Consider the following 25,822-nt stretch of genomic DNA (forward strand, 5'->3'; position numbering starts at 1 on the left):
TCCCGGGATTGTAGCCTGTGGCTCGGGATTCCGGGTTCGCGCTTCGCGCGCCCCGGAATGACGGAGCCAATCAATTCGCCCCTTCCCGCAGCTTGAATCGCTGGATCTTTCCCGTCGCGGTCTTCGGCAGCGAGTCCACCACGTCGATCCAGCGCGGATATTTCCACGGGCCGATCTTCTGCTTGACGTGCTCCTTCAGCATCTCCTGCAAGTCGCTCGTCTTCGCACCCGGGCGCAGCACGACGAAGGCCTTCGGCTTCAACAGGCCTTCCGGATCGGCCTCGGGCACGACGGCGGCCTCCAGCACGGCCGGATGCGTGATCAGGGCGCTCTCGACCTCGAAAGGCGAGACCCAGATGCCGGAGACCTTGAACATGTCGTCGGCGCGACCGCAGAAGGTGTAGCGGCCCTCGGCCTCGCGAACATATTTGTCGCCGGTACGTGTCCACGGGCCTTCAAATGTGCGCCGGCTCTTGTGGCGCTGGTTCCAGTAGCCCTCGCCGGCCGAGGGCGCATCGACCAGGAGTTCGCCGACTTCGCCGTCGGCGACATCCTGGCCGGCCTCGTTGACCAGCCGCACTGCGTAACCCGGCACCGGCTTGCCTGAAGAGCCGTACTTGATGTCGCCGGGCGCGTTCGAGAGGAAGATGTGCAAGAGCTCGGTCGAGCCGACACCGTCGAGAATGTCGACGCCGAAACGAGACTTCCAGCTGTTGCCGACGGATTCCGGCAGCGCCTCGCCGGCGGAGGTGCAGATGCGCAAGGACTTGCCGCCCCGCTCGCTCTTCATCGCCTCGTCGTTCAACATCGCGGCAAACAGCGTCGGCACGCCGTAGAAGATCGAAGGGTTGTAGCGCTTCATCAAGTCGAACATGCGCGCCGGCGTCGGACGCTCGCTGTTGAGGATCACGCTTGCGCCGACCGACATCGGGAAGGTCAGCGCATTGCCGAGGCCATAGGCGAAAAACAGTTTTGCCGCGGACAGGCAGACGTCGCTCTCGCGGATGCCGAGCACCTGCTTGGCGTAGGTATCCGCCGTCGCCTGCAAATTTGAGTGGATGTGGCGCACGCCCTTGGGCATGCCGGTCGAGCCGGACGAATAGAGCCAGAACGCGGGCTCGTCCGGATGCGTCGCAACGGTGGTGAACTGATCGCTCTCCCCTGCGATCTCTTCCGCAAGTTGCATGTGGCCGTTCTGCTTGGCGCCGGAGACGACGACATGCTCGAGATCAGGCATGCGGCCGACCACGTCCTTGATGACGGGATAGAGCGCCTCCGAGACGACCAGCACGCGGGCTCGGCAATCGGCGAGGATGTAGGCATATTGATCCGCGGTCAGCAGCGTATTCAGCGGCACCGGCACGATGCCGGCGCGGATCGCGCCCAGGAACACGATCGGGAAATCGACCGTATCCAGCATGATCATCGCCACGCGCTCCTCGCGGCGGACGCCGAGCCGGCGCAGCATGTTGGCGGCGCGGCGGGTCTGCTGCTGGAGCTCGCCGTAGGTGAGCTGCGAAACGGTATCGTCGAAGGCGAGCTTGTTGCCCCTGCCTTCCTCGACGTTACGGTCGAGTAGCCAGGTCACCGCGTTGTAGGATCCCTCGCTCACGGTCGCCTCCCCCGAATTTTGAATTATAATTCATAGAAAGACACTGCGCCGGCTTGCTGTCAATGCTATCTGGCACTATGTTTCATTAAAACGCGCCGCAGGACACCTGTAAAGAAGGCTCATGACCGACAGTCCCGACGCCGAATCCCGCTTTCTCGAACAGCTCGGCCAGCGCGTGCGCACGATGCGCGCGCTGCGCGGCATGTCGCGAAAAGTGCTCGCCAAGGTATCAGGAATTTCGGAGCGCTACATCGCGCAGCTCGAGAGCGGCAAGGGCAATGTCTCGATCGTGCTGCTCCGCCGCGTCTCCGACGCGATGGGCGCGCATCTCGAAGATCTGCTTCCCAGTGCCGATCCGACGCCGGACTGGCAGATGTTTCGCGACCTCTTGCGCAAGGCGACCCCTGGCCAGATTGCGCAAGCCAAGGATCTGCTCGCGGGAGGCAGTGCGTCAGCGCCGCGCCGCGCGCCGTTTTGCGGTATCGCGCTGATTGGCCTGCGCGGCGCCGGGAAATCGACGCTCGGACGCATGCTGGCGAAGAAGATCGGCTGGAGCTTTGTCGAGCTCAACAAGGAGGTCGAGCAGCAGAACGGCCTCTCGGTTGCCGAGATCATCGCGCTCTATGGCCAGGAAGGTTTTAGACGCATGGAGCAGGCGGCGTTGCAGCAGTTGCTCGCGCGCAACGAGCTGATGGTGCTGGCGACCGGCGGCGGCATCGTCTCCGAGCCTTTGACCTTCGACCAGATCCTGACCTCGTTCTACACCATCTGGCTGAAGGCCGAGCCCGAAGAGCACATGGCGCGCGTACGCCGCCAGGGCGATCTGCGCCCGATGGCGGACGATCGCTCCGCCATGGCCGAGCTGCGCAACATCCTGCTCAGCCGCGAGCCGCTCTATGCGCGCGCGACGGCGGTGGTCGATACCGCAGGCCTTTCCGTCGATGCCGCTGCTGCGCGGCTGATCGATGCGGTACGGCCGGTGCTGCAGAACGAAGCCCGCAGCTTCGGGCTGCGGAGCGTGGCGCTGTAGAAATGACCTCCACCGACGTCACCACCACGATGTTCGAGCGGATCGGCGGCAGTGCCACGATCAACGCCCTCGTCGACCGCTTCTACGACCGCATGGACACGCTGGCGCAGGCGAAGACCATCCGCGCCATGCATGCGAGCGATCTCGGCCCGATCCGGGACGTGCTGAAGCGCTATCTCACCGAATGGACCGGCGGCCCGAAGCTCTACACCCCCGAGAAAGGCCATCCGCGGCTGAGACAGCGCCATCTCGGCTTTGCCATCGGCGATGCCGAACGCGATGCGTGGCTGCTGTGCATGCGCGGCGCGATGGAGGAGACGGTGACGGACAGCGCCGCGCGGCAGGACCTCGACAAAGCGATATCAGGCCTGGCCGACTGGATGCGCAACAGCTAGCGACCCCGTAGCCGGATGGAGCGCAGCGCAATCGGGGAAGTCTCGCCTGCCGTGAGATCCCGAATTTCGCTGCGCTCCATCCGGGCTACGAAGACTAGCACGACTTAGATCGACCAGTAGTTCGGATGCTGGTAGGGCCGCGAGCGGTCGCCCCAATCGAACTCCTCGCCATCAAACTCGCAGGGGCCGCTGCTCAATTGCTCCAGCGTCAGATCGACCTGGAAGGCCTGACGGCCCGGATCATATTTCAGTGCGCTCCACTGCAAGGGATAATGGTGATGCGTGCCGAGCAGGCCGCCGGTCTTGATCACGGCATAGGCGACCGTTCCGCTCACCTTGTCGAGCATCAACCGCTCGATGGTGCCGAGCTTGGTGCCGTCACAACCATAGACGGCGACGTGCTGCACGCGATCACTGGGAACCATGGTGTGTTGCATGGCGTGCTCCCTGGTCTTGGATGGAGCGCATTATAGCACGGATGCCGGGGGCGGTGGGATTGGCGTCAACTATAGCAATTGCGTGCGCACCGACTCCGCGCCCTCGCGCAGCAGCGGCAGGAAGCGGTCGATCAGTTCCTGCACCGGCACACGGTCGACATGGGCGCCCATGTTGATGGCGGCGACGATGACGTCGTCGTAGCGGCGCACCGGCACCGAGATCGAGCGGAAATGTGGTTCGGCCTCGCGGTCGACCAGCGAATAGCCTTGGGTTCGATCCGCGACGATGCGTGCGAGCAGCGCCTTGGGATCGGTCTGTGTCTGCGGCGTCAGCGCTTCGCGCTTCATCGCCTTGAGGCGCACCAGCAGATCTGCATCGTCGCGCTGGCCGAGCATGGCGCGGCCGACCGAGGTGCAGAACGCCGGCAGGCGGTAGCCGATTTCCAGCCCACCCGAAAACATCCGCGCCGGGCTGCTGCGCGCGATGAACACGACGTCATCGCCATCGAGCACCGCGAGCGAGGAGATTTCGTTGGCCGCGGTCGCGACGCGGTCGAGCACCGGTTGCAGCACCGCGACCAGCTGGTTGGAGCGCAAGTACGACGCCGCCAGGGTCAACACATGCGGCGTCAGCGAGAACAGCTTTCCGTCGCCGCTGACAAAGCCGCCGCGCTGGAGCGTGAACAGCATGCGCCGCGCGGTGGCGCGCGGCAGCTCGGCGGCACGGGCGAGATCACTCAGAGTCATCGGACCCGCATTGGCGCCGAAACATTGCAGCAGGCGCAGGCCGCGATCGAGGGCTTCGACGAAATCCGTCGGACGCTCGTCAGTCTCGCTCCGCTTCAGCTTGGGCATCGGTTGGGGCTCATCTGCAAAATAGTGCTTGCTGCCAATCCAAGGCATGTCATAATTCGCCCATTCGTTCAATAGGCGAACACAACGCACCTCCGGAAAAAGGACGCGACCGCCATGATGAGCCAGGAGCAGAACGACCTGATCACCCGCACCGGTCCGAAGGACCCTTGCGGCAAGGTGATGCGGAGCTACTGGCAGCCGGCGGCGCTGGTCGATGAGCTCGACGGTGCGCGGCCGATCCGCCCCGTGCGACTGCTCGGCGAGAACCTGGTGCTGTTTCGCGACGAGACCGGACGCTACGGCCTGATCGATCGCCACTGCGCCCATCGCGGCGCCGACCTCGCCTTCGGACGACTCGAGCATGGCGGCCTGCGCTGCGCCTTCCATGGCTGGCTGTTCGACGCATCAGGCCAGTGCATCGAGACGCCAGCGGAGCCGAAAGATTCAAAGCTCTGCCAGAACATCCGCCAGCGCTCCTATCCCGTGGTGGAGAAGAGCGGCATCCTCTGGGCCTATCTCGGCGAAGGCACCCCGCCGGCTTTTCCGGAGATCGACTGCTTCGTCGCGCCCGGCACGCACACCTTCGCATTCAAGGGCCACATGGCCTGCAACTGGCTGCAGGCGCTGGAGGTCGGCATCGATCCCGCGCACGCCTCCTATCTGCATCGCTTCTTCGAGGACGAGGACACGTCCACGGCCTACGGCAAGCAGTTCCGCGGCGCTTCTGCGGGAAGCGACCTGCCGATGACAAAGATCCTGCGCGAATACGACCGCCCGATCATCAATGTCGAGCACACCGAATACGGATTGCGGCTGATCGCGTTGCGCGAGATCGACGAGGAGCGCACCCATGTGCGCGTCACCAACCAGCTCTTTCCGCACGGCTTCGTCATTCCCATGAGCACGGAGATGACGATCACGCAGTGGCACGTGCCTGTCGATGACGAGAACTGCTATTGGTACGCGATCTTCACCAGCTATGCGAACCCGATCGACAAGCAGAAGATGCGCGAGCAGCGTCTCGAGCTCTACGAGCTGCCCGACTACGTCTCGCGCAAGAACCGCAGCAACGACTACGGTTTCGATCCGCACGAGCAGCAGACCGCGACCTATACCGGCATGGGCAGCGACATCAACGTCCACGACCAATGGGCCGTGGAGTCGATGGGTGCGATCCAGGACCGCACCAAGGAGCATCTCGGCTCGAGCGACAAGGCGATCGTGCAGTACCGCCGCCTGCTGCGGCAGGAGATCGAGAAGGTTGCGGGCGGCGAGAAGCCAATGCTGTTTCTGGAGGAGGCCAATGCGCGCAGCATCCAGGGCCCGGCGACCATGGACGGCATCGGCCCGACGCGGGGCTGGGAGACCTATTGGATGGAGATCGACGTCAAGCGCCGCCGCGGCGCGCCGTGGGCCGCGCCGGTGCCGAAGGAGATCGCGGACAATGTGCAGCGGCTGACGGCGGCGGAATAAAAGTGACGGCCTATCCTCGTCGTTGCGAGCGCAGCGAAGCAATCCAGCCTGTCACCGCGGGTGCATTTCTGGATTGCTTCGCTGCGCTCGCAATGACGGAGAATGTGGCGCATGCTTCGCGCCTCACGAGCGGAGGAGTGGCCAAGTGACTTTCATCGCGCGTCACGCGCTGTGGTCGGATGAGCAGAAGGACGCCGCGGCGCGGATGCGTCGCATCGTCGAGGAGAGGAACCTCGAAGTCATCCGCCTCGCCTTCCCGGACCAGCACGGCATCTTGCGCGGCAAGACCATCATCGCCACTGAAGCGATCGTGTCGCTGGAAAGCGGCTGTTCGATCACCACCACAATGCTCGCCAAGGACACGTCCCACCGCACGGTGTTTCCGGTGTTCACGTCAGGCGGCGGCTTCGGCATGAAGGAGATGGAAGGAGCGGCCGACGTGCTGATGGTCGCCGATCCCACCACGTTTCGCGTCTTGCCGTGGGCTCCGACCACCGGCTGGGTTCTCTGCGACCTCTATTTCAACGACGGCCGTCCGGTACCGTTCGCAACCCGCGGGCTCTACAAGCGGGTGCTCGACGAGCTCGGCAGAGGCGGCCACGATTTCGTCGCGGGCCTCGAGGTCGAATTCCACATCTTCAAGCTCGATGATCCGCATATGCGTGCGGAAGACGCGGGCCAGCCGGGTACGCCGCCGTCCGTCAGCCTGCTCTCCCACGGCTATCAGTACCTCACCGAGCAGCGTTTCGATCAGATGGAGCCGGTACTGGAGATTTTACGACGCGACATCGTCGCGCTCGGACTGCCCTTGCGCTCCGTCGAGGTCGAATTCGGGCCGAGCCAGTGCGAGTTCACCTTCGCACCCAGGAAGGGGCTCGAACCCGCCGACAACATGGTGCTGTTTCGCTCTGCCGTGAAGCAGATCGCGCGCCGCCATGGTTATCACGCCACCTTCATGTGCCGGCCAAAACTGCCGAACCTGTTCGCCAGCGGCTGGCACCTGCATCAATCGATCGTCTCGCGCGCGAGCGGCGACAATCTGTTCATGGCCAAGGAAGCCGGCCAGACGCTCAGCGAGTTCGGCCGCTACTATCTCGGCGGGCTGCTCGATCACGCCCGCGCCGCGACCGTGTTCACGACGCCGACGATCAACGGCTACAAGCGCTATCGCTCTTATTCGCTGGCGCCGGACCGCGCGATCTGGGGTCGCGACAATCGCGGGGTGATGATCCGCGTGCTCGGCGGCCCTGGCGATGCCGCCACGCGGCTGGAAAACCGCGTCGGCGAGCCCGCCGCCAATCCCTATCTCTACATGGCCGCGCAGATCCTCGCAGGCCTCGACGGGGTCGACCGCAAGCTCGATCCCGGTCCGTCCGCCGACACGCCCTACGAGACCAAGGCGCCGCTGCTGCCGAAGTCCTTGCGCGATGCGGTCTCGGCGCTGAAGGACGACCCCTTCTTCCGCGAGAAGCTCGGCGCCGAGTTCGTCGACTATTACACCCACATCAAGAACGCCGAGATCGACCGCTTCCTGGCCGAGGTGACCGACTGGGAGCACCGCGAATATTTCGAGATGTTTTGAGGCAGAATCGCCTCACGGCTCTGTGAGGCGACTTCATCCCGGTCGTTCCGACGACATCACTCCGCGCGCCAACGAAGCCGTTTTCCAGGCGCCGCGAAAACCCCTGGAAAAGTGCGAGGTCTATCCTCGCCTCCCATGATCAACAATGGAGTTCGATCATGTTGAGTCAATTGATCAGTCTGATCTATCGCCTGTCCTGCCGGACCACCCTGATCGAGATCGGCACGCACCGCCTGGCCCGCTGACGGCGCTGAAACCAGGTCAGAGGGATTGACCAAATGAAGGGGATTTCCATGCGCAAGCTGGTCCTGATTGCGACACTGTCGCTGTTGGCGAGCCAGGCTTATGCCGGCGGTTCGCGGAGCCTGAGCCTGGCTGCGACCAATGCGAGCCCGGTGACCGAACAGCCGGCAACGACCGCTCCGCCGCAGGCCACACAGGCTCCGACGGCGACGAATGTACAGACGGCGACGACGACACCGGCTCCCCCGCCGCCAGCCGCACCCTCGCAAACCGCGACCACGCCAGCCGCCACGGCTTCACGGCCGATTGCCGAAACCAAGCCGAAGCACCGAGAGCCGTCCACTGAAGCGCGCGTGATCCGCGAGTTGCACCGGCATGGGATTTATTGGTAAGAGCCAATGTCGTGCTGGCGAAAGCCAGGACGCATTACCCCAAGACGAGCTTTGACGAAGACTGGTCGTTCGAGACTGATACCGCGGGCGATTGATAGATCACGCGGTATGGGTCCTGGCTTCCGCCAGGACGAGGCCGAAGGAGGCGCTCCAGCGTCGCGCCCCTCACCTCAAATTCCCAAATACTTGTGCTGCAAATCCGGCTCGGCCATCAGCTGGTCCGACGTGCCGCTCCACACCGTCTTGCCGCGTTCGATGATGTAATGGCGGTCGCAGATGCGGGCGAGGTGGTCGACGTTCTTGTCGACGACCAGGATCGACTGGCCCCGGCTCTTCAGCATCGACAGGCAATTCCAGATCTCGTCACGGATCAGGGGCGCGAGTCCTTCGGTCGCTTCGTCCAGGATCAGGAGCTTTGGGTTGGTCATCAGCGCACGGCCGATGGCCAGCATCTGCTGCTCACCGCCGGAGAGCTGGTTGCCCATATTGCTGGCGCGCTCGGCAAGGCGCGGGAACAGGACGTAGATCGCGGCGAGCGTCCAGGGGTTGGCACTGCCAAAGCGATCAGCCGCGGCCGCGACCAGATTTTCGCGGACGGTAAGGTTCGGGAAGATCTGGCGTCCCTCGGGGACCAGCCCGACGCCGAGCTTGGCGATCCGATAGGACGGCTGAGTCCGCACGTCAGTGCCCGCAAAGCGGATCGCGCCTGATCGCGCCGGCGTCAGGCCCATGATGGAGCGAATGGTGGTGGTCTTGCCCATGCCGTTGCGGCCCATCAGCGAGACCATCTCGCCTGACTTGATCGAGAGCGACAGGCCGAACAGCACCTGGCTGAGGCCGTAACAGGTCTCGATGCCGTCGACGTCAAGAAGTGTGTCAGCCATCGTTTCTTCAGCCATGGCGCGTCACCACATGCGCCTCACCGAGATAGGCGCGCTTGACGTCTTCATTGGCGCGGATCGCGTCGGGATCGCCGGAGGCGATGACGCGGCCATAGACCAGCACCGAAATGCGGTCGGCGAGCGCGAACACCGCCGGCATGTCGTGCTCGACCAGCACGATCGAGACTTCTTTGCGCAGCTCCTGGAGCAGCCTCACCATGCCCTGGGATTCGGTGACGCCAAGTCCGGCCATGGGCTCGTCGAGCAGCAGCAATTTCGGCTTGCTGGCGAGCGCAACCGCAAGCTCGATCTGGCGCCGCTCGCCATGGCTGAGCTTCGACACCAGGACATCGGCGCGGTGGGCGAGGCCAACGCGGTCGAGCGCGGCATGCGCGGCATCGCGCAGGGCTTTCTCCTTCCGCGCATTGGCGAAGAAACGGAACGAGGTGCCGGCATGCGCCTGCGCGGCGAGCGCGACATTGTCGGCAGCGGTGAAGTCGAGCAGCAGCGAGGTGATCTGGAACGAGCGTGCGAGTCCCAGCGCGCAGCGACGATAGGCCGGCAGATAGGTGATGTCGCGACCCGCAAGCGAAACGCTGCCGGCATGCGGTGCGAGATGCCCGGTGAGCTGGCTGATCAGCGTGGTCTTGCCGGCACCGTTCGGGCCGATGATGGCGTGCAGCTCGCCCGCCGCGACATCGAGCGAGACGTGATCGGTCGCAACGATGCCGCCGAAGCGGCGCACCAGCTTTTCGACGCGGAGCAGCGGTTCAGCCACGGCCGATCCTCCCGAGCAGGCCCATGATGCCGCCGCGGCCGAACAGCACGATCAATAGCAGCAGCGGGCCCATGATCAGCGCCCAATATTCGGTGATCTGCGACAGGAACTCTTCCAGCAGCAGATAGACCACCGCGCCCATGATGGGGCCGAACAGCGTGCCCATGCCGCCAAGGATCACCATCACCATGAGATCGCCGGACCGGGTCCAGTACATCACGGCCGGGCTGACGAAATCGGTGTTGTTGGCGAGCAGCGCGCCGGCGAGGCCGCACATCGTCCCCGATATGACGAAGCAGACCAGCTGGTAACGTTTGGCCGGAAAGCCGATCGCCTGCATGCGCTGTTCGTTGGAGCGCAGGCCCTGCACGACGAGACCGAAGCGTGAATTGACGATGCGCCAGATCAGGAAGATCACGCCGAACAGGCAGGCGAGACAGAGGTAATAGAACTGCGTGCGGTTCGACAGGTTGATCAGGCCGGAGAAATCGCTGCGCTTGTAGACGGTGAGGCCATCGTCGCCGCCGTAGCGCGCCAGCCCCGAGGCGACGTAATAGGCCATCTGCGCGAAGGCCAGCGTGATCATGATGAAATAGACGCCGCGGGTGCGAAGCGAGAGCGCACCGATCACCAGGGCGTAGATCGCGGAGGCCGCTAGCGCGACCGGAAACTGGATGAAGCCGCTTCCAACACCTTCCTGGGCAAGCATGCCGACGGCATAGCCGCCGATGCCGAGATAGGCGGCGTGACCGAAGCTCATCATGCCGCCAAAGCCCATGATCAGGTTGAGGCTCGCGGCCGCCAGCGCCAGGATGACGATGCGCGTGAACAGCGTCAGGATGAAGATGTTGCCGGACAGGTACGAATAGAGTGGCAGCAGCACGAGGCCTGCCAGCATCAGGGCCGTGACGGCCTTGCTCACGCTCAAACCCTTCATCGACGGTGGGCTGGAAACAGCCCCTCCGGCCGCACCACCAGCACGATCGCCATCAGGAGATAGATCAGCATGGAGGACAGCGCAGGCGCGGCGGTCGAGGCGGCGGCGCCGCTCAACACCTGCCGCAGCAGATTGGGCAAGAAGGCACGGCCGAGCGTGTCGATCATGCCGACGAAGATCGCAGCGAGGAACGCGCCGCGGATCGAGCCGATGCCGCCGATCACGATGATGACGAAGGCGAGGATCAGGATGTTCTCGCCCATGCCGATCTGCACGGTGAGGATCGGCGCCTGCATCAGGCCGGCGAGGCCGGCGAGCGCGGCGCCGAGACCGAACACCAGCGTGTAGAGCAACTTGATGTTGATGCCGAGCGCGCCGATCATCTCGCGGTTGGAGGCGCCGGCGCGTATCAGCATGCCGATGCGGGTGCGCATCACGCCGAGATAGAGCAGCAGCGCCACCAGCAGCGCGACAATGATGATGGCGAGGCGGTAAGCCGGATAGTGAATGCCGGGCAGGATCGGCACCGGCACGGTGAGCCAGGCCGGCAGTGGTAACGCCAGGCCGGCCGGTCCCCAGATCAAGCGCACGGCCTCGTTGAAGAACAGGATCAGGCCGAAGGTCGCGAGCACATGGTCGAGATGGTCGCGCCCGTAGAGATGCCGCAGCGCGCTCACTTCGAGCACAATGCCGAGCACCAGCGTGGCCCCGAGCGCCAGCAGCGCGCCAAGCAGGAAGCTGCCGGTCCAGGCCGCGAAAGTCGCGGCGAAATAGGCGCCCATCATGTAGAGCGAGCCGTGCGCGAGGTTGACGAGATCCATGATCCCGAACACCAGCGTCAGGCCGGCGGCGAGCAGGAAGAGCAGCAGGCCGAACTGCAATCCGTTCAGGAACTGTTCGACGACGAGCAGCATCAACACTCTTTCAGGCGCATGCAGACGCGCGCCGATGTTCGAACACAGTCGCCATCAGTGAAAGAGCTCCCCCTCCCTCTACAAGGCCGAAAAAAGGGGTAATGGCAGTATCGTTCCGAGGCAAGAGCGATTCCGCGCCGGACATGCACTTTGTTGCATGCCGGTGCATGCGACCCCAATCGGCCCGGCAATAAGGCTGCCGCGCAGGATAGGGCAGCCTGCCGCACCCAAACGATAACCCTCCCCCCTGGTTTCCGTGGAGAGGGCCTGAGAGGAGGTCGGAACGAGGGGGGACGTCTAAAGGGCGATGAGATTGGGTTGAATCGTCATCGCGCTTTAGCTCTTTGTTTGAGCATGATCTCCGCGCAAACCCGTTCCGCTGATGTCGCGAGGGAATACCGCTTCACATTTTGCGCTAACGCGGCCCTTCGGGTCCGGATCATGCTCTAGTGCGACGTGACCTGGCTGGGGAGATCGTCCGGCACGTTCAGTTCGCTATTGGCCGTCGAGGCTTCCAGCGCCGCCATCCGGAACAAATAGGCCAGCGTCGCCAACCCCGAATCTTCAGCCATGTGCGCGAGTTCGAGCGCCATGTCGGACATGTAGCTGAGATTCTCGTCCTTGGTTTGCGCCATGGTTTGGCTCTCTCGCATCATGTTCGACATCTCAGGCGCTCTTTCGTTGCGCGGCGGTGCGGCCGCAAATGTTGGCATGGGCGATGCAGTCGAGACGCGGTCCGTCGTGACGGACGACCGAGGCCATGCCGATGCGATCATGCAGGGCATCGAGCGTCTCCTCGCGCATCTCGATGGTCGCCGCCATGGTCCAGGCATTCTCCACCAGCGCGGGCAGGCCGAGCGTCGTTACGACGAAGCCGGCCTCGTGGAAACGCGGCAGCCACCAGGTCTCCATGATCGCGCTGACACGCGCGATTCCCTGATCGAGACAGAACTCCTGCACCGCCGCCATCAGTTGCAGATTGAGCGCGCCATCGCGGCGATCGCGAACGACGAAATAGCGCGACCATTCCCAGACCAGCGGATCCTCGGGCCAACCGCGCACGGCCGCCAGATGCGGAAACACCTCGCTCATCATTGAAGGCTTGGTGGTCGGATAGAGCCGATGGCCGCCGACGACGCGGCGCCCCTCCAGCGCGAGCAAATAGACGGTGTCCTCGTTGTCATAGGAATCGATCTCGCGGCCATCAGGCCTGCGCAGCGTCTCCCAGTGTCGTTCCTCGACGAATATGTCGTGGCGCAGCCGGAAATGCTGCTCGAGTACGTCTTCGTAGAGGTGGCGATTGATCGCGGAAATTGCGTGAATCATGAAAACCCCCATCCAGCCTCAATGGAGGTAGCCTCCGCGAAAAGGCGCAGAGTCGATATTGGGAAATTTCCCAGTACGTCGTTTAGGGATTGATGATTTTGTGGCGAATGGCGAGCGCAACCGCGTGCGTACGGTTGACGGCCCCCAGCTTGCGTGCAGCGGTTGCAAGATGCTCCTCGGCGGTGCGCTGCGTGATGTTGAGAATCTCACCGATCTCCCACGCCGACTTGCCCTGCGACGCCCAGGCGATCACCTCGCGCTCACGCGGGGTCAGGCGCGCCGATCGACTCGGCACAGGATCGAGCAGACGGCGAATGTGGTCGAAGCCGTACATCGCCATCAGATGCAGAGCCGGCTTGCTGCGCGAATTCAGATCGAGATGAACGCCGCCGAGCGACACCGCGGCCTCATAGCCGGTGAGCCCGTGGATGGGCACGATGAAGCCGCGCGACATCCGGAAATCGGTAGCGCGGTTCATCACCTCTGCCGCGTTCGGTTCGAGTTCGGCATCATACGGCGCTTCCGACCACTCGAACGGGTTGAGCGATTGCCGGCACAGGCGCACCACGGGATCGACGCGGTCGTAATTGTGTTGTGTGTAAAGACTGAACCAGCCTGCGGGCCAGCGCTTGGCGAGCACCATCTGCGCGAACCGCTGATCGGGATTCGGCAATCCGGTCACGATAATGGTCTCGAAGCCGAAGCGACCGAACGCCGTTTCCAGCGCATTCATGGCATCCGGAACCCTGCCATAGGCTCCCAGCCCTTCGATGAAGTCCAGCGCCTCGCGGCCATAGTCAACGGCGGACATCGATGCGTTCCCTGCCCTCGCGTCTCCGTATAACACGTCTTTGGGGGCGGCCTCAATTCGCCCGCGTCCGTAATTCCCCGGTGTGGCCTTGCCATCGAAGATTTAATCTACTTGTGGAGGAAGTGACGTATAGTTACACCTAAGGTGCCTAGAGCGGGAAAGCCACGATGGAAGACGAGAACATCGCCCTCAACAGCGTGCTCGGCCTCGAATTGAACCGCGTGTTTTTCGCCGTGCGCGACACGGCGAACAAGCAGAAGATCATCGAGTTCGCGCGAGCCGTGCTGCAAAGCGAACGCACGGAACGCGCCGGCAGCGTGTCGCCGGAGCAACCGGCCAGCTAGGACGAAGCCGCAGCAAACGACCTCGGCGGCAACGGATTGCGCGACGACGCCCTTCGATTTGAGCGCGTTGATTTGAGCCAGAACAATCTAGCCGGGAAATTGCTTTCCCTTTTTTCCCCTATGGAGAAGGTTGATGAACCTGGTCGAGGCCCGTGCCCGGACGCGGCGCAGCGTCTCTTCGACGATGCGCTGCAGAGCCGGGGCCCATCCATTCGCGATGCCCTCTCCGGCTTTCCGGGTCCCGGCTCTGCGCCGTAACGCTAGACGCGTTGCAGCGCGACCGGGACACAAGCGGCTTCCTCAATCCACACCGTCGGACACTTGCCGCTGGATGACGCCATGGCTCTCGTGAGATGATCGCCGCCACGATCGTCTTTCGGATGCCAAGACCATGATGACGCTGCGCCAGGTTGAAGTGATCCGTGCCGTGATGGTGACGGGCACCATTGGCGGCGCGGCAAAGCTGCTGAACGTGTCCGCGCCGGGGATCAGCCGGCTGGTCAAATACACCGAGCGCTCGCTCGGGATCCGCTTCTTCCAGCGTCAGAACGGCCGCTATTTCCCGACGCCGGAAGCCGAGAACATTTTCGAGCAGATCAACGGTGTCTACAAGAAGGTCGACGACCTCTCCGAGATCATCTCCAAGATCGGCCGCGGCGGCTTGTCGGAACTGCGGATCGGCTCGGTGCCGAGCATCTCGCAGGTGATGGTGCCGCGCGCCATCGAGCGCGTCCGGCGCCGGTATCCGGATCTCGGCATCGACATCAACATCCTCAAGATCGAAGAAGCCATCGACTATCTGCTGCTCGGCCGCGGCGAATGCGTGGCGATGAGCTACCGATTGGAGCATTCCGGGCTCGACTTCCTGCCGCTCGCCTCGGGCGAGCTCTATTGCGTCGTGCCGCCCGGCCACGAGCTCGCCCGCCGCAAGCAGGTGTCGGCCGCCGAGATCACCCGCTATCCGCTGATCGGCATCGATCCCAACGATCCCTATGGCCGGATCATGGCCGAGATCTTTGCGCGCCACCGGCTCGACTATAACATCACTATCCGTGCGCGCTTCGGCACCACGGTCTGCGCGCTGGTGAAGGCGGGGCTCGGCATCGCCATCATCGACCAGTTCACGGTTGCTCATGGCGGCTATCCCGGCGTCGAGCTCATCAAGATCGCCGAGCCGACGCAATTCGACACCTATATCGCCGTGAAGCGCGGCGCGCCGCTGTCGCTCCATGTCGAATATTTCATCGAATCACTGCGCGCCGAGATGCGCGCAGTCGAGCCAGCACGCAGCAACGGCAAGGCCGCGCTCGGGCGCGTGCGGAAGAACTAACATTATGTTAGGTTTGCGGGACGAAAGGGTAATTGTGCTAGGCAGGGGATTGACTATCGTCCCTTTTGGAATTGCGCAGTTTTCCCGGCTAATGGCCTGACATCGACGCGCGCCCCAAGAAATGATCAAGAAACGATCAAGGAACAATCGAGGGACGATCAAGGACCATCGAGAGACGATACTGAATCATGTCCAGCCGCGGCTCCGTTGCCTCCAAAAAACTCCTGACCGGCTTGATCGGTGCGCCGATCGCTCATTCCGCCTCCCCCGCCATGCATGAGCGCGCCGCCGAGGCGCTGGGCCTGCGGGGCCACTACCAGCTCATCGAGGTCGCCGGCGCGGATGCGACCGGGCTGAGCATGATGCTCGAGGGCGTGCGGCGGCTCGGCTTTGCCGGCGTCAACGTCACCTTCCCCTACAAGGAAGCCGTGGTGCCGCTGCTCGACGAGCTGGCATCGACGGCAGCCACGATGGCCGCGGTCAACACCATCGTGGTCAAGAATAACAGGCTGATCGGCCACAACACCGACACCACAGGCTTTGCACGCGCGGTCAAGCCGCTGCTGTCGCCTTCCGGAAATGCAGTGGCCGTGATCGGCACCGGCGGCGTCGGCAAGGCCATCGCGTTTGCGCTGGCGAGCCTAAAGGTCACTGACCTGCGCATCTTCGACAGCGAGCCGTCGCGGGCCGAGAGGCTTGCCGCGCTGCTGGCCAGTCACGGTGGCGCACGGGTCGCTCGAAGCGTCGAGGACGCGCTTGATGGCGCAACCGGCCTCGTCAACGGCACACCGGTCGGCATGCTGCCGAACCGGGACACACCGGTCCCCCCGGCGCTGCTGCGCGAAAACCTGTGGGTCGCCGACGCTGTCTATTCGCCGCTGATCACGCCGCTGCTTGCCGCAGCGCGAGACAAGGGGGCGCGGATCATGACCGGGCGGGAGCTTGCGATCTACCAGGCTGCCGACGCGTTCGAATTGTTCACGGGCCTTGCCCCATCGACCGAAGTCATGGGAGAGGCTTTTGACGCCGTGATGGCCGCGCGCAGCGCCGCCTATCAGGCAGCTTGAGGCGAAGCGGCCGGACACAAGGCCCGCTTGCAAAGATGATACGGGAGGAGAGGACGATGAAATCAACGCTATTGGTGGGCGCGCTGCTCACTGCCATCACGAGCACGGGCGCCTTGGCGCAGACGATCAAGCTCGCCGACGTCGCCGAGTTGTCGGGTGGCGGCGCAACCGTCGGCACCAACTGGAAAAACGGCATCGACCTCGCGGTGGAGGAGATTAATGCCAAAGGCGGCATTCTCGGCCGCAAGCTCGAAGTCACCCATGCCGACTCGCAGTCCAACCCCGGCGTGGCGCGCGCGCAGGTGCAGAAGGCGCTCGACGCAGAGCCCTATGTGCTGCTCGGCCCCGGCTATTCCGGCTCGGTGAAGGTCACCGCCCCGCTCGCCGCCGAAGCCGGCATCACCCAGATCATGGGCGGCGAAGCCGCCGAGTTGACGCAAGCGGGCAACAAGTTCCTGTTCCGCACCTCGTTCGGCCAGCAATCCTCGATGCCGAAGGTCGCAAAGTACATCCACGACGACATGAAGGCGAAGTCGGTCGCAGTGGTCTGGGTCAACAATGATTTCGGCCGCGGCGGACGTGACGTCGCGATCAAGGAGCTGGAGCGTCTCGGCTCAAAGGTGGTCGCCGATCTCTCCACTGAAGCGGGCCAAGCCGATTTCGCCGCCGACGTCGGCAAGATCAAGGCCGCCAGTCCCGACGCCGTCTTCGTCTACCTCAACGAAGAAGAGAGCGCGCGTATCCTGAAGGAGCTGAAGCGCCAGAGCGTGGCCGCGCCGTTGATGGGCGAGACAACGCTGATCGGCCAGAAGGTGATCGAGCTCGCCGGGGACGCCGCCAACGGCGCGCGCGGCCATGTCGGCCTCACCACGGATGCGCCGGTCGACCTGATCAAGGGTTTCCGCGATCGCTTCTCGAAGAAGTACAACTATGTGCCTGATCACAACGGACTGAAGGGCTACCTCGCCGTCTACATGGTGAAAGCCACCACCGAGAAGATGGGCAAGGTCGATCCCAAGGCCTTCGCCGATACGCTGCACGGCTTGACGATCAAGGCCTCCGAGGAGCCGGGCATTCTGATGGACGTCAGCTTCGACCAGAATGGCGACATCGATCGGCAGAGCTTCCTGGTCGAGGTGGTTGAAGGCAAGCAGGTGGTGAAGCAGGTGCTGCCGAAGCTGAAGTGATCTTCGCCTCTCTTCTCCCTCGCCCCGCTCTTGCGGGGAGAGGGAGACGATAGAGCGGGGCGAGCGAGCGGCACGAGAGAGGAAGATGTCCAACCTGTTCGATCTCCTGGTCGCGGGCCTCGCCACTGGCGCGATCTATGCGCTGGTTGCGGTTGGCTTCACGCTGCTGTGGCAGACCTCGCAGACCATCAATTTCGCGCAAGGCGAGTTCGTGATGCTGCCGGCATTCCTGATGCTGGCGGCAATGCATGTCGGCGCGCCGTTCTGGCTCGCGAGCATCCTCGGCATCCTGCTTTCGATGATCCTGCTGGGCCTCGCCTTCAAGATGCTGCTGGTCGACCCGATGATGCGCCATGGCGTGCTGCCGCTGGCAATCGCGACCATGGCGCTCGCCATTGGCATCAAGGAAGCCGTGAAGCAGTTCTTCAGCGCCGAGGCCTCGCCGTTTCCGTCAATCGTGCCGACCGGCGATATCTCCGTCCTCGGCCATGCCGTGTCGCTGCAAAGCCTCGGCGTGCTGGTCGTCGCCATTCTGGCGGTGCTCTGCCTGACCACGCTGCTCAACCGCACGTCGCTTGGCCATCAGATGCAGGCCGCAGCGCAGAATCCGACCGTCGCGCGCATCATCGGCGTGCCGGTCGAGCGCATGATCCTGCTGACCTTCCTGATCAACGCCTTCCTGGTCGCGCTGGCCTCGCTGCTGATCACGCCGATCTATCTGGCGAAATTTTCCAGCGGTGAAGTGCTCGGCCAAGCCGCCTTCATCGCGGCGATCGTCGGCGGCTTCAACCAGGTGCGCGGCGCGATCATCGGCGGCCTCCTGATCGGCGTGCTCGACAATCTCGCGGCCGCCTATGTCTCGACGCAGTACCGCGCCGCCGTGCCAATGATCTTCCTGATCGCCGTCATCCTGTTCAGGCCGCAAGGACTGCTCGGCCGCGCCGAGGAGCGCACGGTATGAGCGGTTTTGCAAAGCCCCTGAAGATCGCGCTCGGCCTCGTCGTCATTGCCGGCCTGATCATCATCCCCATGAACTTCAACCGCTACGGCCTGTTCATCCTCAGCCAATGGGCGGTGATGACGATCGCCGCCATGGGCCTCAACCTCACGCTGGGCTATGCTGGCCAGGTCTCGCTGGCGCAGGGCGCCTTCGTCGGTATCGGCGCCTATGCCGCCGCGATCATGACCACGCATGGCTGGCCGCTGCCGGCCGCGATTGCAGTCGCGATCGTCTTGAGCTTCGCGGTCGGCTGGGTGCTCGGCTATCCGGCGCTGCGCGTGCAGCACCATTACCTTGCCTTCGTCACCCTCGCCTTCTCGACCCTGGTCTTCCTGGTGTTTCGCAACGAGAGCTGGCTCACCGGCGGCATCTACGGCATCTCCAACATTCCGCGACCACACCTCTTCGGCATCGCGACCAACAAGCCACTGCCGTTCTATTATGTCTGCCTCGGCTCGCTTGCGATCGTCTCGCTGGCGGTGTGGTGGCTGATCCGTTCGCCCTGGGGCCGCGCCTTCATGGCACTGCGCGAGAATCCATTGCGGGCCCAGTCACTCGGCATCGACACCCGCCGCTACACGCTGATGGCGTTCGCGATCGGCTCGGCGCTCGGCGGCGTCGCCGGCGCGCTCTATGCGCCGCTGACGCAATATATCGATCCTGTTCCGTTCAACCTGTCGCTCTCGCTCGACCTCTTGATGATGGTGATCGTCGGCGGCGCCGGCTTCTATTTCGGTCCGTTCCTGGGGGCGATGATCGCGGTGCTGCTGCCGGAGTGGCTGCGCTTCACCGAGGGCTATTATCTGATGCTCTACGCGCTGGCTGTGATGGGGCTGCTGATCTGGTCGCCGACCGGCATCCTGGGAATCCTCGACCGCTACATGGCCGCGCGGCGCACCAAGGCGGCGTCCACGCTGCGCGCCGTCGCCAAATCCCGCCTGGAGACGGCGCAATGAGTGCGGTGCTCGAAGTCACCAATATCAAGAAAAGCTTTGGCGGCATCCACGCGGTCGACGGCGTCAGCTTCGATGTCCGCGAAGGCGAGATCCTCGGCCTGATCGGCCCGAACGGCTGCGGCAAGTCGACCTTGTTCAACTGCATCCTCGGCCAGCTCACGCCGTCGGGGGGCGAGGTCAAGCTCGACGGCAAGGTGGTCACGGGCCTCCGCCCCTCCGAGCTCAACAAGCTCGGCGTGAGCCGCACCTTCCAGCTCTTGCAGGTCTTTCCAAAACTCTCGGTGCGCGAGAACCTGATCCTGGCGGGTCAGGAGCATCAGGGTAACATGGCCTCGCGCCTCGTCGGCCGCTCCGATGCCGGGCTGACGGATGCCGCCAACCAGATGATCGGCTTCTTCAAGCTCGATCATCTCGCGGCTGAGCCTGCCGGCGGCCTCTCCTACGGCCAGCAGAAACTGCTCGATGCCGCCATGGCGTTCATGGGCGGCCCGCGCCTGGTGCTGCTCGATGAGCCCGCCGGCGGTGTCAACCCGTCGATGCTGGCCGATCTGAAAGAGCGGCTGGTCGCCATCAACCGCGACAAGAACGCCACGTTCGTCGTGATCGAGCACAACATGGAATTCGTGATGTCGTTGTGCTCGCGCGTGATAGTGATGGCGGAAGGCAAGGTGCTGGCGATGGGACGTCCGGACGAGGTCCGGAAGAACCCGGCCGTGATCGAAGCCTATTTGGGACACTGACCATGAGCGACCCGATCCTCTCGGTTCACAACCTCGTCGGCGGCTACGGCAAGATGACAATCTTGAATGGCACCACATTCTCGGTGCCGTCCGCGACCATCACCACGATCATCGGCCCCAACGGCGCCGGCAAGTCCACCGTGTTCAAGGCGATCTTCGGTCTCCTGAAGCTCCGCGAAGGCAAGATCAGCTTCGCAGGCCGCGACGTCACAAACTTGAATCAGCGCGCGCTGCTCAATGCCGGCATCTGCTACGTACCGCAGGGCCGCAATATCTTTCCCGAGCTCTCGGTCCGCCACAATATCGAGCTCGGCGGCGTCGCCGCCGGCAAGGGCATCGATCTGCCGACGCGGATCGAGGCCGCCCTCGACCTGTTTCCGGCGCTGCGCCGCAAATCGGCCCAGCAGGCCTCGACCTTGTCCGGCGGCGAGCAGAAACAGCTCGAAATCGCTCGCTCGCTGCTGCTCGAGCCGAAGCTGGTACTGATCGACGAGCCCTCGATCGGGCTGTCGCCGCTGATGGTGCAGCAGACCTTCGATATCCTGAAGAATTTGCGCGACCGCGGCGTCACCATCCTGATGATCGAGCAGAACGCGCGCTCGGCGCTGGAAATTTCTGATATCGGCGTCGTGCTCGAGCTCGGCCAGACCCGCATGGTCGACAAGGCGCAGCGCATCCTGAACGACCCACGCATCGGCCAGCTCTTTCTCGGGGGCGCCATGGAGGAAACTACAGCATGAACAAACGCTCGATCGCCACCGTTTCCCTCTCGGGCGCCCTCGACGAAAAGCTGCGTGCCATCGCATCGGCAGGCTACGAGGCGGTCGAGATTTTTGAGAACGACCTGTTGTCGTTCGGTTCGAAGCCGCGCGACATCGCAAAGCTCTGCAAGGACCTCAATCTCGAGATCTGCGCCTACCAGCCGTTCCGTGATTTCGAGGGTATGCCGGAGCCGCAGCGCGCGCGCAACTTTGCCCGCGCCGAGCGCAAGTTCGACCTGATGCAGGAGCTCGGCACCGATCTCCTGCTGGTTTGCTCCAACGTGTCCCCTCACTCGCTCGGCGGCATCGACCGCGCGGCCGACGATTTTCGCGAACTCGGCGACCGCGCTGCCAAGCGGGGCCTGCGCGTCGGCTATGAGGCGCTGGCCTGGGGCCGGCACGTCAACGACTATCGCGATGCGTGGGAGATCGTGCGGCGTGCCGATCATCCCGCGATCGGCGTCATCCTCGACTCTTTTCACGCGCTGGCACCGGGCTTCCCGGTTCGCGCCATGGCCTCGATCCCCGGCGACAAGATCTTTCTGGTCCAGCTCGCCGACGCGCCGAAGCTCGAGCTCGACATCCTGTCATGGAGCCGGCACTTCCGCTCCTTCCCTGGCCAGGGGGATTTGCCGGTCGGCGAATTCATGCAGGCGATCGCCGCAACCGGTTACTCCGGGCCTTGGTCGCTGGAGATCTTCAACGACCAGTTCCGCGCCGGCTCCGCGGCACAGACCGCGGTCGACGGCCTGCGCTCGCTGATCCTGCTGCAGGACCAGCTCGCACCGGACTGGCCAAAGCTCGTCGGCGAGCCCCTGGCGCCGAAGCCCAAGAGCAGCGGCACCGGCTTCATCGAATTCGCCGTCAACGAAACCAAGGCCGGCGAGCTCGCGCGATTGTTTTCGCAGCTCGGCTTCCGCAAGACCGGCAAGCATCGCAGCAAAGCGGTGGAGCGCTGGTCGCAAGGCAAGGTCGAGCTCGTGATCAATTCCGAGACCGACGGCTTTGCGCATTCGCACTATGTCACGCACGGCCCCGGCGTCTGCGCCATCGCGCTCGACGTCGACAATGCCGGCCTTGCCATGCAGCGGGCCGAAACGCTGAAGGCGCGCACCTTCTACCAGCCGGTCGGGCCGGGCGAGCTGGAGATCCCCGCGATCCACGGCGTCGGCGGCAGCCTGCTCTATTTCCTCGACCAGGCCGGCAAGAACTGGGACACGGATTTCGAGCCCGTCGCGAGCAACGCAAGCGCCGATGCGCTGATCGCGGTCGACCACATCGCGCAGTCGATGCCCTATGATGAGATGCTGTCCTGGCTGCTGTTCTACACCGGCATTCTCGACCTCAAGCGGCTGCCGCAGATGGAGATCGCCGACCCCAGAGGCCTCGTGCAGAGCCAGGCCCTCATCAATGGCGACCAGAGCCTGCGCTTCGTCGTCAACGGCTCCTCCGCCAACCGCACGCTGCCGGCCCGCTTCATCTCGGAGTTTTTCGGCTCGGGCGTGCAGCACGTCGCCTTTGCGTGCGAGGATATCTTCGCCACCGTCGCGGCGATGCGCGCACGCGGCGCCGGCTTCCTGGATATCCCTGACAATTACTACGACGACATCGAAGCCAAATACGACCTCGACCCCGAAGTCATGGCCAAGCTCCGCGCCAACCACATCCTCTACGACCGCGAGGGCAACGGCGAATTCTTCCAGGTCTACACCCACATTTTCGACGAGCGCTTCTTCTTCGAGATCGTGGAGCGCAGGAGCTATCAGGGCTTTGGTGCGCCCAATGCCGGCATCAGGCTCGCCGCGCAGGCGCGCGAGGTGCGGCCTGCGAGCATGCCGAGGGTGTAGGCTCTATCCACGCGTCATTGCGAGCGCAGCGAAGCAATCCAGAATCCCTCCTCGGAAAGACTCTGGATTGCTTCGCTGCGCTCGCAATGACGGCGGAGAGAGTCGTCTCCCCGCATCCGCCTTCGCCAAAAGCTTCGGCGAGACAAGTGCGGGGAGAGGGGAGAGACGTCACTTCATCGGGCACTTGTCGTGGAAGCGGTCCTGATCGTTGGTGACGATGGTGGCGACGGTCTTCAGCGTGAGCTCGCCACCGGCGCCCTTCACCACGTCCTGCAGATAGAAGTTCTGGATCGGGATGTGGTTGTTGCCATATTTGAATGAACCGCGCAGCGACTTGAAGTTGGCCTTCTCCATCTCGGCCTTCATGGCGTCCTTCTTGGTCGTGTCACCACCGACGGCGACCACCGCGCTGTTGATGAGCTGCGCCGCGTCATAGGCCTGCGCGCCGTAATAGCTCGGCCGGGCATTCGGATATTTCGCGCGGTAGTCGGCAACGAACTTCTTGTTCTGCTCGTTCGGCAGATCGTTCACCCATTCCTGCGCGCCGGGCACACCGAACGCGTTCTCCTTCTGCAACGGCAGCGTTGTCTCGTCGACGGTGAAGGCGGTGTAGAGCGGCATGGTGCTCTTCATGCCGGCCTGGGCGTATTGATTGAGGAACTGCGCGCCGGCCGCACCGGGATAGAACACGAAGATCGATTCGGCGCCGGAGGCACGGGCTTTCGCCAGCTCCGCAGAGAAGTCGAGCTGGCTCGGCCAGACCGTGTATTCCTCGCCCTTGATCTCGCCCTTGAACGTGCTCTTCAGGCCGGCGAGCATATCCTTGCCGGCGGCGTAGTTCGGGCCGATCAGAAACACGCTCTTGACCCCGTTCGCATTCATGTAAAGGCCCATGGCGGCCGGCGTCTGGTCGTTCTGCCAGGAGGTCGAGAACACGTAAGGGCTACACAGCTCGCCCGCGAGCTGCGAGGGACCCGCATTGGCCGAGATCAGAAAGGTCTGCGAATCCACCGCGGTCTTGAGCGAGGCGAGCAGCACGTTCGACCAGATGTAGCCGACCAGGAAATCGACCTTGTCGGACTGAACCAGCTTTTCGGTCTTCTGCTTGCCGACATCGGGCTTCTGGCCATCGTCCTCATAGATCACCTCGACCGGCTTGCCGCCCATCTTGCGCCCGAGATGATCGAGCGCGAGCTCGAACGAGTTGCGCATGTCGTTACCGATCACGGCGGTCGGGCCGCTGAAGGTCGAGACGAAACCGATCTTGATGGTGTCGCCGGCGAATGCCGGATTTGCCAGCACCAGCGCCGCTGCGCCCGCCAGCCAGAATGCCGTCCTCATAACCACTCCCCTCCTTATTATTGATCCCCGGAAGACGGGGTGATCGCCGCCCCGGAGCCTGTCTCTATTGAACGCAAAATCTGTCGCGCCGCCAATGGCTCAGCCGCCGCCCCTGCACCATATTTCGCCCTAAATGGAGATGGCAAGAAATATAATTCTACTTACTTTGCCCGAGCCTGCGGCGCTTTTTCGCGGGGAATATCGATACGCCAAGCCTATTCTATCATTGATGACGGCTATTGGACCACGGCACCCAATCCGCACTTAAATAAGAGCGTGAAGAGGCAAGATTCGAGGGTGCATCATGGCCGCAAATCCCCATCGCGTCGTCATCGTCGGCGCCGGCTTCGGCGGGCTGGAGACGGCCTACCGGCTTGCCGGCGCGCCGGTGGAGATCACGCTGATCGATCGCCGCAACCATCATCTGTTTCAGCCGCTGCTTTACCAGGTCGCAACCGCCTCGCTTGCGACCAGCGAGATCGCCTGGCCGATCCGTCATCTCATGCGCGACCGGCGCGAGGTGACGACGCTGTTCGCGACGGTGAGCGGCGTCGATACCGCGCGCAGATGCGTGCTGATCGACGATGGCAGCGAGGTGCCCTACGACACGCTGGTGCTCGCCACCGGCGCGCGTCACGCCTATTTCGGCCATGACGAGTGGGAGACATGGGCGCCGGGACTGAAGACGCTGGAAGACGCGACCACGCTGCGCCGTCACATCCTGGTGGCGTTCGAGCGCGCCGAGCGGGAGACTGATCCCACGAAGCGCGCGGCGCGGCTGACCTTTGTCATCGTCGGCGCCGGCCCGACCGGCGTCGAGCTCGCCGGCACCATCGCCGAGATGGCGCATCACACCCTGCCGGCGGATTTCCGCAACATCGATACCCACAAGGCGCGCGTTGTGCTGATCGAAGCGGGCCCGCGCGTGCTGGCGGGCTTTCCCGACGATCTCTCGGCTTACGCGCAGGCCTCGCTGGAAAAGATCGGAGTCGAGGTTGTGCTCGGACAGGCCGTCACCGAGATCAACCGCGATGGTGTGGTCTTCGGCGGCAAGCTGCTGGAGGCCAAGACGCGAATCTGGGCCGCCGGCGTGCGCGCATCGCCCGCCGCCGAATGGCTGGGCGCGCCAAGCGATCGCGCCGGACGCGTGCAGGTCGCCGGCGACCTCACCATTCCCGGCCATCCCGAAATCTTCGCGATCGGCGACACCGTCAACATCAACGCCTGGAACGGCAAGCCCGTGCCGGGCATCGCACCGGCGGCGAAGCAGCAGGGCAAGCATGTCGCCGCGACCATCAAGGCGCGGCTGCAGGGCGCGCCGACCGGCCCGTTCCGCTACAAGCACGCCGGCAGCCTTGCACAGATCGGCAAGCGCCTCGCGGTGATCGACTTCGGCAAGGTCAAATTGCGCGGCACCATCGCGTGGTGGATCTGGGGCATCGCCCACATCTATTTCCTGATCGGCCTCCGCCACCGCCTCAGCGTCGCGCTGAGCTGGCTGTGGATCTACGCGCGAGACCAGCGCGCGGCGCGGCTGATCACGCAGGGCAGCAGCAAGGTCGTGTAGGCAAGCTTCTCGTGTC

At 63.8% G+C, this 25,822-nt stretch carries 26 protein-coding genes; 15 read left to right on the forward strand and 11 right to left on the reverse strand.

Going from position 1 to position 25,822, the window contains the following annotated elements; genetic code table 11:
* Window positions 1-70 precede the first annotated feature (70 nt).
* Window positions 71-1,612, reverse strand: coding sequence for a benzoate-CoA ligase family protein (locus tag ACNJX9_RS38120; RefSeq protein WP_439407218.1), 1,542 nt, complete (start codon window positions 1,610-1,612; stop codon window positions 71-73).
* Between the two features lie 121 nt (window positions 1,613-1,733).
* Here ACNJX9_RS38120 and ACNJX9_RS38125 point away from each other — a divergent pair, with 121 nt between their 5' ends.
* Both ACNJX9_RS38125 and ACNJX9_RS38130 read left to right on the forward strand, forming a co-directional pair.
* Complete coding sequence (locus ACNJX9_RS38125) at window positions 1,734-2,642, forward strand: helix-turn-helix transcriptional regulator (RefSeq protein WP_439407220.1); 909 nt, start codon at window positions 1,734-1,736, stop codon at window positions 2,640-2,642.
* Between the two features lie 2 nt (window positions 2,643-2,644).
* Window positions 2,645-3,037, forward strand: coding sequence for a group II truncated hemoglobin (locus ACNJX9_RS38130; protein WP_439407221.1), 393 nt, complete (start codon window positions 2,645-2,647; stop codon window positions 3,035-3,037).
* Between the two features lie 104 nt (window positions 3,038-3,141).
* Here the strand turns inward: ACNJX9_RS38130 and ACNJX9_RS38135 are convergent, their stop codons facing one another.
* Together ACNJX9_RS38135 and ACNJX9_RS38140 are read right to left on the reverse strand one after the other, a co-directional pair.
* Window positions 3,142-3,474: a PRC-barrel domain-containing protein gene (locus ACNJX9_RS38135; protein ID WP_439407223.1), complete on the reverse strand. Its 333-nt coding sequence runs from the start codon at window positions 3,472-3,474 to the stop codon at window positions 3,142-3,144.
* A gap of 69 nt (window positions 3,475-3,543) precedes the next feature.
* Window positions 3,544-4,329, reverse strand: a complete 786-nt coding sequence (locus tag ACNJX9_RS38140) for an IclR family transcriptional regulator domain-containing protein (RefSeq protein WP_439407225.1) — start codon at window positions 4,327-4,329, stop codon at window positions 3,544-3,546.
* Between the two features lie 114 nt (window positions 4,330-4,443).
* On the opposite strand from ACNJX9_RS38140, the gene ACNJX9_RS38145 reads away from it, so the two are divergent.
* The 3 genes from ACNJX9_RS38145 (at window position 4,444) to ACNJX9_RS38155 (ending at window position 8,019) form a co-directional block, all read left to right on the forward strand.
* On the forward strand, window positions 4,444-5,802 hold the full coding sequence (locus ACNJX9_RS38145; protein ID WP_439407227.1) for an aromatic ring-hydroxylating dioxygenase subunit alpha: 1,359 nt from the start codon (window positions 4,444-4,446) through the stop codon (window positions 5,800-5,802).
* A 145-nt stretch (window positions 5,803-5,947) separates the two neighbouring features.
* Window positions 5,948-7,384, forward strand: a complete 1,437-nt coding sequence (locus ACNJX9_RS38150) for a glutamine synthetase family protein (protein WP_439407229.1) — start codon at window positions 5,948-5,950, stop codon at window positions 7,382-7,384.
* 278 nt (window positions 7,385-7,662) lie between these two features.
* On the forward strand, window positions 7,663-8,019 hold the full coding sequence (locus tag ACNJX9_RS38155; protein ID WP_347336692.1) for a hypothetical protein: 357 nt from the start codon (window positions 7,663-7,665) through the stop codon (window positions 8,017-8,019).
* A 170-nt stretch (window positions 8,020-8,189) separates the two neighbouring features.
* On the opposite strand, the gene ACNJX9_RS38160 is transcribed toward ACNJX9_RS38155, so the two are convergent.
* The 7 genes from ACNJX9_RS38160 to ACNJX9_RS38190 all read right to left on the reverse strand — a co-directional run bounded on the left by ACNJX9_RS38160 (window position 8,190) and on the right by ACNJX9_RS38190 (window position 13,666).
* On the reverse strand, window positions 8,190-8,903 hold the full coding sequence (locus tag ACNJX9_RS38160; RefSeq protein ID WP_083514104.1) for an ABC transporter ATP-binding protein: 714 nt from the start codon (window positions 8,901-8,903) through the stop codon (window positions 8,190-8,192).
* Between the two features lie 7 nt (window positions 8,904-8,910).
* Window positions 8,911-9,678 (reverse strand): ABC transporter ATP-binding protein, encoded by a 768-nt coding sequence (locus ACNJX9_RS38165; protein WP_057745112.1) that lies wholly within the window; start codon window positions 9,676-9,678, stop codon window positions 8,911-8,913.
* On the reverse strand, window positions 9,671-10,615 hold the full coding sequence (locus tag ACNJX9_RS38170; RefSeq protein WP_439407232.1) for a branched-chain amino acid ABC transporter permease: 945 nt from the start codon (window positions 10,613-10,615) through the stop codon (window positions 9,671-9,673). The genes ACNJX9_RS38165 and ACNJX9_RS38170 overlap by 8 nt, the downstream gene beginning before the upstream one ends.
* Window positions 10,612-11,529 (reverse strand): branched-chain amino acid ABC transporter permease, encoded by a 918-nt coding sequence (locus ACNJX9_RS38175; protein WP_057745106.1) that lies wholly within the window; start codon window positions 11,527-11,529, stop codon window positions 10,612-10,614. Before ACNJX9_RS38175 ends, ACNJX9_RS38170 begins: the two co-directional genes overlap by 4 nt.
* A 446-nt stretch (window positions 11,530-11,975) precedes the next feature.
* Window positions 11,976-12,194: a hypothetical protein gene (locus ACNJX9_RS38180; protein ID WP_057745103.1), complete on the reverse strand. Its 219-nt coding sequence runs from the start codon at window positions 12,192-12,194 to the stop codon at window positions 11,976-11,978.
* 1 nt (window position 12,195) lies between these two features.
* Window positions 12,196-12,855: an acyl-homoserine-lactone synthase gene (locus ACNJX9_RS38185; protein WP_439407235.1), complete on the reverse strand. Its 660-nt coding sequence runs from the start codon at window positions 12,853-12,855 to the stop codon at window positions 12,196-12,198.
* An 82-nt stretch (window positions 12,856-12,937) separates the two neighbouring features.
* On the reverse strand, window positions 12,938-13,666 hold the full coding sequence (locus ACNJX9_RS38190; RefSeq protein ID WP_057745097.1) for a helix-turn-helix transcriptional regulator: 729 nt from the start codon (window positions 13,664-13,666) through the stop codon (window positions 12,938-12,940).
* Between the two features lie 167 nt (window positions 13,667-13,833).
* On the opposite strand from ACNJX9_RS38190, the gene ACNJX9_RS38195 reads away from it, so the two are divergent.
* From ACNJX9_RS38195 to ACNJX9_RS38235, 9 genes are all read left to right on the forward strand, one after another.
* Window positions 13,834-14,010 (forward strand): hypothetical protein, encoded by a 177-nt coding sequence (locus ACNJX9_RS38195; protein WP_083514093.1) that lies wholly within the window; start codon window positions 13,834-13,836, stop codon window positions 14,008-14,010.
* A 391-nt stretch (window positions 14,011-14,401) separates the two neighbouring features.
* The gene (locus ACNJX9_RS38200) at window positions 14,402-15,340 is read left to right on the forward strand and encodes a LysR family transcriptional regulator (protein WP_057745094.1); all 939 of its coding nucleotides are present in this window, start codon (window positions 14,402-14,404) and stop codon (window positions 15,338-15,340) included.
* Between the two features lie 188 nt (window positions 15,341-15,528).
* Window positions 15,529-16,407 (forward strand): shikimate dehydrogenase, encoded by an 879-nt coding sequence (locus ACNJX9_RS38205; protein WP_439407238.1) that lies wholly within the window; start codon window positions 15,529-15,531, stop codon window positions 16,405-16,407.
* Between the two features lie 56 nt (window positions 16,408-16,463).
* Complete coding sequence (locus ACNJX9_RS38210; RefSeq protein ID WP_439407240.1) at window positions 16,464-17,594, forward strand: ABC transporter substrate-binding protein; 1,131 nt, start codon at window positions 16,464-16,466, stop codon at window positions 17,592-17,594.
* 85 nt (window positions 17,595-17,679) lie between these two features.
* Window positions 17,680-18,555 carry a branched-chain amino acid ABC transporter permease gene (locus tag ACNJX9_RS38215; protein WP_271598646.1) on the forward strand — a complete coding sequence of 292 codons (876 nt, stop codon included), beginning with the start codon at window positions 17,680-17,682 and terminating at the stop codon, window positions 18,553-18,555.
* A complete protein-coding gene (locus tag ACNJX9_RS38220; RefSeq protein ID WP_439407242.1) occupies window positions 18,552-19,550 on the forward strand; it encodes a branched-chain amino acid ABC transporter permease in 999 nt (332 codons plus the stop codon). The genes ACNJX9_RS38215 and ACNJX9_RS38220 overlap by 4 nt, the downstream gene beginning before the upstream one ends.
* A complete protein-coding gene (locus ACNJX9_RS38225; protein ID WP_057745078.1) occupies window positions 19,547-20,290 on the forward strand; it encodes an ABC transporter ATP-binding protein in 744 nt (247 codons plus the stop codon). Before ACNJX9_RS38220 ends, ACNJX9_RS38225 begins: the two co-directional genes overlap by 4 nt.
* A 2-nt stretch (window positions 20,291-20,292) precedes the next feature.
* Window positions 20,293-21,030, forward strand: coding sequence for an ABC transporter ATP-binding protein (locus ACNJX9_RS38230; protein ID WP_057745075.1), 738 nt, complete (start codon window positions 20,293-20,295; stop codon window positions 21,028-21,030).
* Window positions 21,027-22,898, forward strand: a complete 1,872-nt coding sequence (locus ACNJX9_RS38235; RefSeq protein WP_439407245.1) for a bifunctional sugar phosphate isomerase/epimerase/4-hydroxyphenylpyruvate dioxygenase family protein — start codon at window positions 21,027-21,029, stop codon at window positions 22,896-22,898. Before ACNJX9_RS38230 ends, ACNJX9_RS38235 begins: the two co-directional genes overlap by 4 nt.
* Window positions 22,899-23,066: 168 nt before the next feature.
* Here the strand turns inward: ACNJX9_RS38235 and ACNJX9_RS38240 are convergent, their stop codons facing one another.
* Complete coding sequence (locus tag ACNJX9_RS38240; RefSeq protein ID WP_439407246.1) at window positions 23,067-24,239, reverse strand: ABC transporter substrate-binding protein; 1,173 nt, start codon at window positions 24,237-24,239, stop codon at window positions 23,067-23,069.
* A 304-nt stretch (window positions 24,240-24,543) separates the two neighbouring features.
* Between ACNJX9_RS38240 and ACNJX9_RS38245 the strand changes: the two genes are divergently transcribed.
* Window positions 24,544-25,806, forward strand: coding sequence for an NAD(P)/FAD-dependent oxidoreductase (locus ACNJX9_RS38245; protein WP_439407248.1), 1,263 nt, complete (start codon window positions 24,544-24,546; stop codon window positions 25,804-25,806).
* Window positions 25,807-25,822: the final 16 nt, after the last annotated feature.

It is taken from the genome of Bradyrhizobium sp. BLXBL-03 (genome assembly GCF_051853015.1).
In the GTDB taxonomy this organism is placed as follows: domain Bacteria; phylum Pseudomonadota; class Alphaproteobacteria; order Rhizobiales; family Xanthobacteraceae; genus Bradyrhizobium; species Bradyrhizobium manausense.

Excerpts from the sequence above, each read along its gene's own strand:
- ACNJX9_RS38170 (WP_439407232.1), bottom strand. The coding sequence starts at position 10,615 with ATGAAGGGTTTGAGCGTGAGCAAGGCCGTCACGGCCCTGATGCTGGCA.
- ACNJX9_RS38245 (WP_439407248.1), top strand. The coding sequence starts at position 24,544 with ATGGCCGCAAATCCCCATCGCGTCGTCATCGTCGGCGCCGGCTTCGGC.
- ACNJX9_RS38125 (WP_439407220.1), top strand. The coding sequence starts at position 1,734 with ATGACCGACAGTCCCGACGCCGAATCCCGCTTTCTCGAACAGCTCGGC.
- ACNJX9_RS38235 (WP_439407245.1), top strand. The coding sequence starts at position 21,027 with ATGAACAAACGCTCGATCGCCACCGTTTCCCTCTCGGGCGCCCTCGAC.
- ACNJX9_RS38195 (WP_083514093.1), top strand. The coding sequence starts at position 13,834 with ATGGAAGACGAGAACATCGCCCTCAACAGCGTGCTCGGCCTCGAATTG.
- ACNJX9_RS38145 (WP_439407227.1), top strand. The coding sequence starts at position 4,444 with ATGATGAGCCAGGAGCAGAACGACCTGATCACCCGCACCGGTCCGAAG.
- ACNJX9_RS38220 (WP_439407242.1), top strand. The coding sequence starts at position 18,552 with ATGAGCGGTTTTGCAAAGCCCCTGAAGATCGCGCTCGGCCTCGTCGTC.
- ACNJX9_RS38240 (WP_439407246.1), bottom strand. The coding sequence starts at position 24,239 with ATGAGGACGGCATTCTGGCTGGCGGGCGCAGCGGCGCTGGTGCTGGCA.
- ACNJX9_RS38200 (WP_057745094.1), top strand. The coding sequence starts at position 14,402 with ATGATGACGCTGCGCCAGGTTGAAGTGATCCGTGCCGTGATGGTGACG.
- ACNJX9_RS38230 (WP_057745075.1), top strand. The coding sequence starts at position 20,293 with ATGAGCGACCCGATCCTCTCGGTTCACAACCTCGTCGGCGGCTACGGC.
- ACNJX9_RS38215 (WP_271598646.1), top strand. The coding sequence starts at position 17,680 with ATGTCCAACCTGTTCGATCTCCTGGTCGCGGGCCTCGCCACTGGCGCG.
- ACNJX9_RS38185 (WP_439407235.1), bottom strand. The coding sequence starts at position 12,855 with ATGATTCACGCAATTTCCGCGATCAATCGCCACCTCTACGAAGACGTA.
- ACNJX9_RS38190 (WP_057745097.1), bottom strand. The coding sequence starts at position 13,666 with ATGTCCGCCGTTGACTATGGCCGCGAGGCGCTGGACTTCATCGAAGGG.
- ACNJX9_RS38160 (WP_083514104.1), bottom strand. The coding sequence starts at position 8,903 with ATGGCTGACACACTTCTTGACGTCGACGGCATCGAGACCTGTTACGGC.
- ACNJX9_RS38140 (WP_439407225.1), bottom strand. The coding sequence starts at position 4,329 with ATGCCCAAGCTGAAGCGGAGCGAGACTGACGAGCGTCCGACGGATTTC.
- ACNJX9_RS38210 (WP_439407240.1), top strand. The coding sequence starts at position 16,464 with ATGAAATCAACGCTATTGGTGGGCGCGCTGCTCACTGCCATCACGAGC.
- ACNJX9_RS38225 (WP_057745078.1), top strand. The coding sequence starts at position 19,547 with ATGAGTGCGGTGCTCGAAGTCACCAATATCAAGAAAAGCTTTGGCGGC.
- ACNJX9_RS38180 (WP_057745103.1), bottom strand. The coding sequence starts at position 12,194 with ATGTCGAACATGATGCGAGAGAGCCAAACCATGGCGCAAACCAAGGAC.
- ACNJX9_RS38135 (WP_439407223.1), bottom strand. The coding sequence starts at position 3,474 with ATGCAACACACCATGGTTCCCAGTGATCGCGTGCAGCACGTCGCCGTC.
- ACNJX9_RS38155 (WP_347336692.1), top strand. The coding sequence starts at position 7,663 with ATGAAGGGGATTTCCATGCGCAAGCTGGTCCTGATTGCGACACTGTCG.
- ACNJX9_RS38175 (WP_057745106.1), bottom strand. The coding sequence starts at position 11,529 with ATGCTGCTCGTCGTCGAACAGTTCCTGAACGGATTGCAGTTCGGCCTG.
- ACNJX9_RS38130 (WP_439407221.1), top strand. The coding sequence starts at position 2,645 with ATGACCTCCACCGACGTCACCACCACGATGTTCGAGCGGATCGGCGGC.
- ACNJX9_RS38205 (WP_439407238.1), top strand. The coding sequence starts at position 15,529 with ATGTCCAGCCGCGGCTCCGTTGCCTCCAAAAAACTCCTGACCGGCTTG.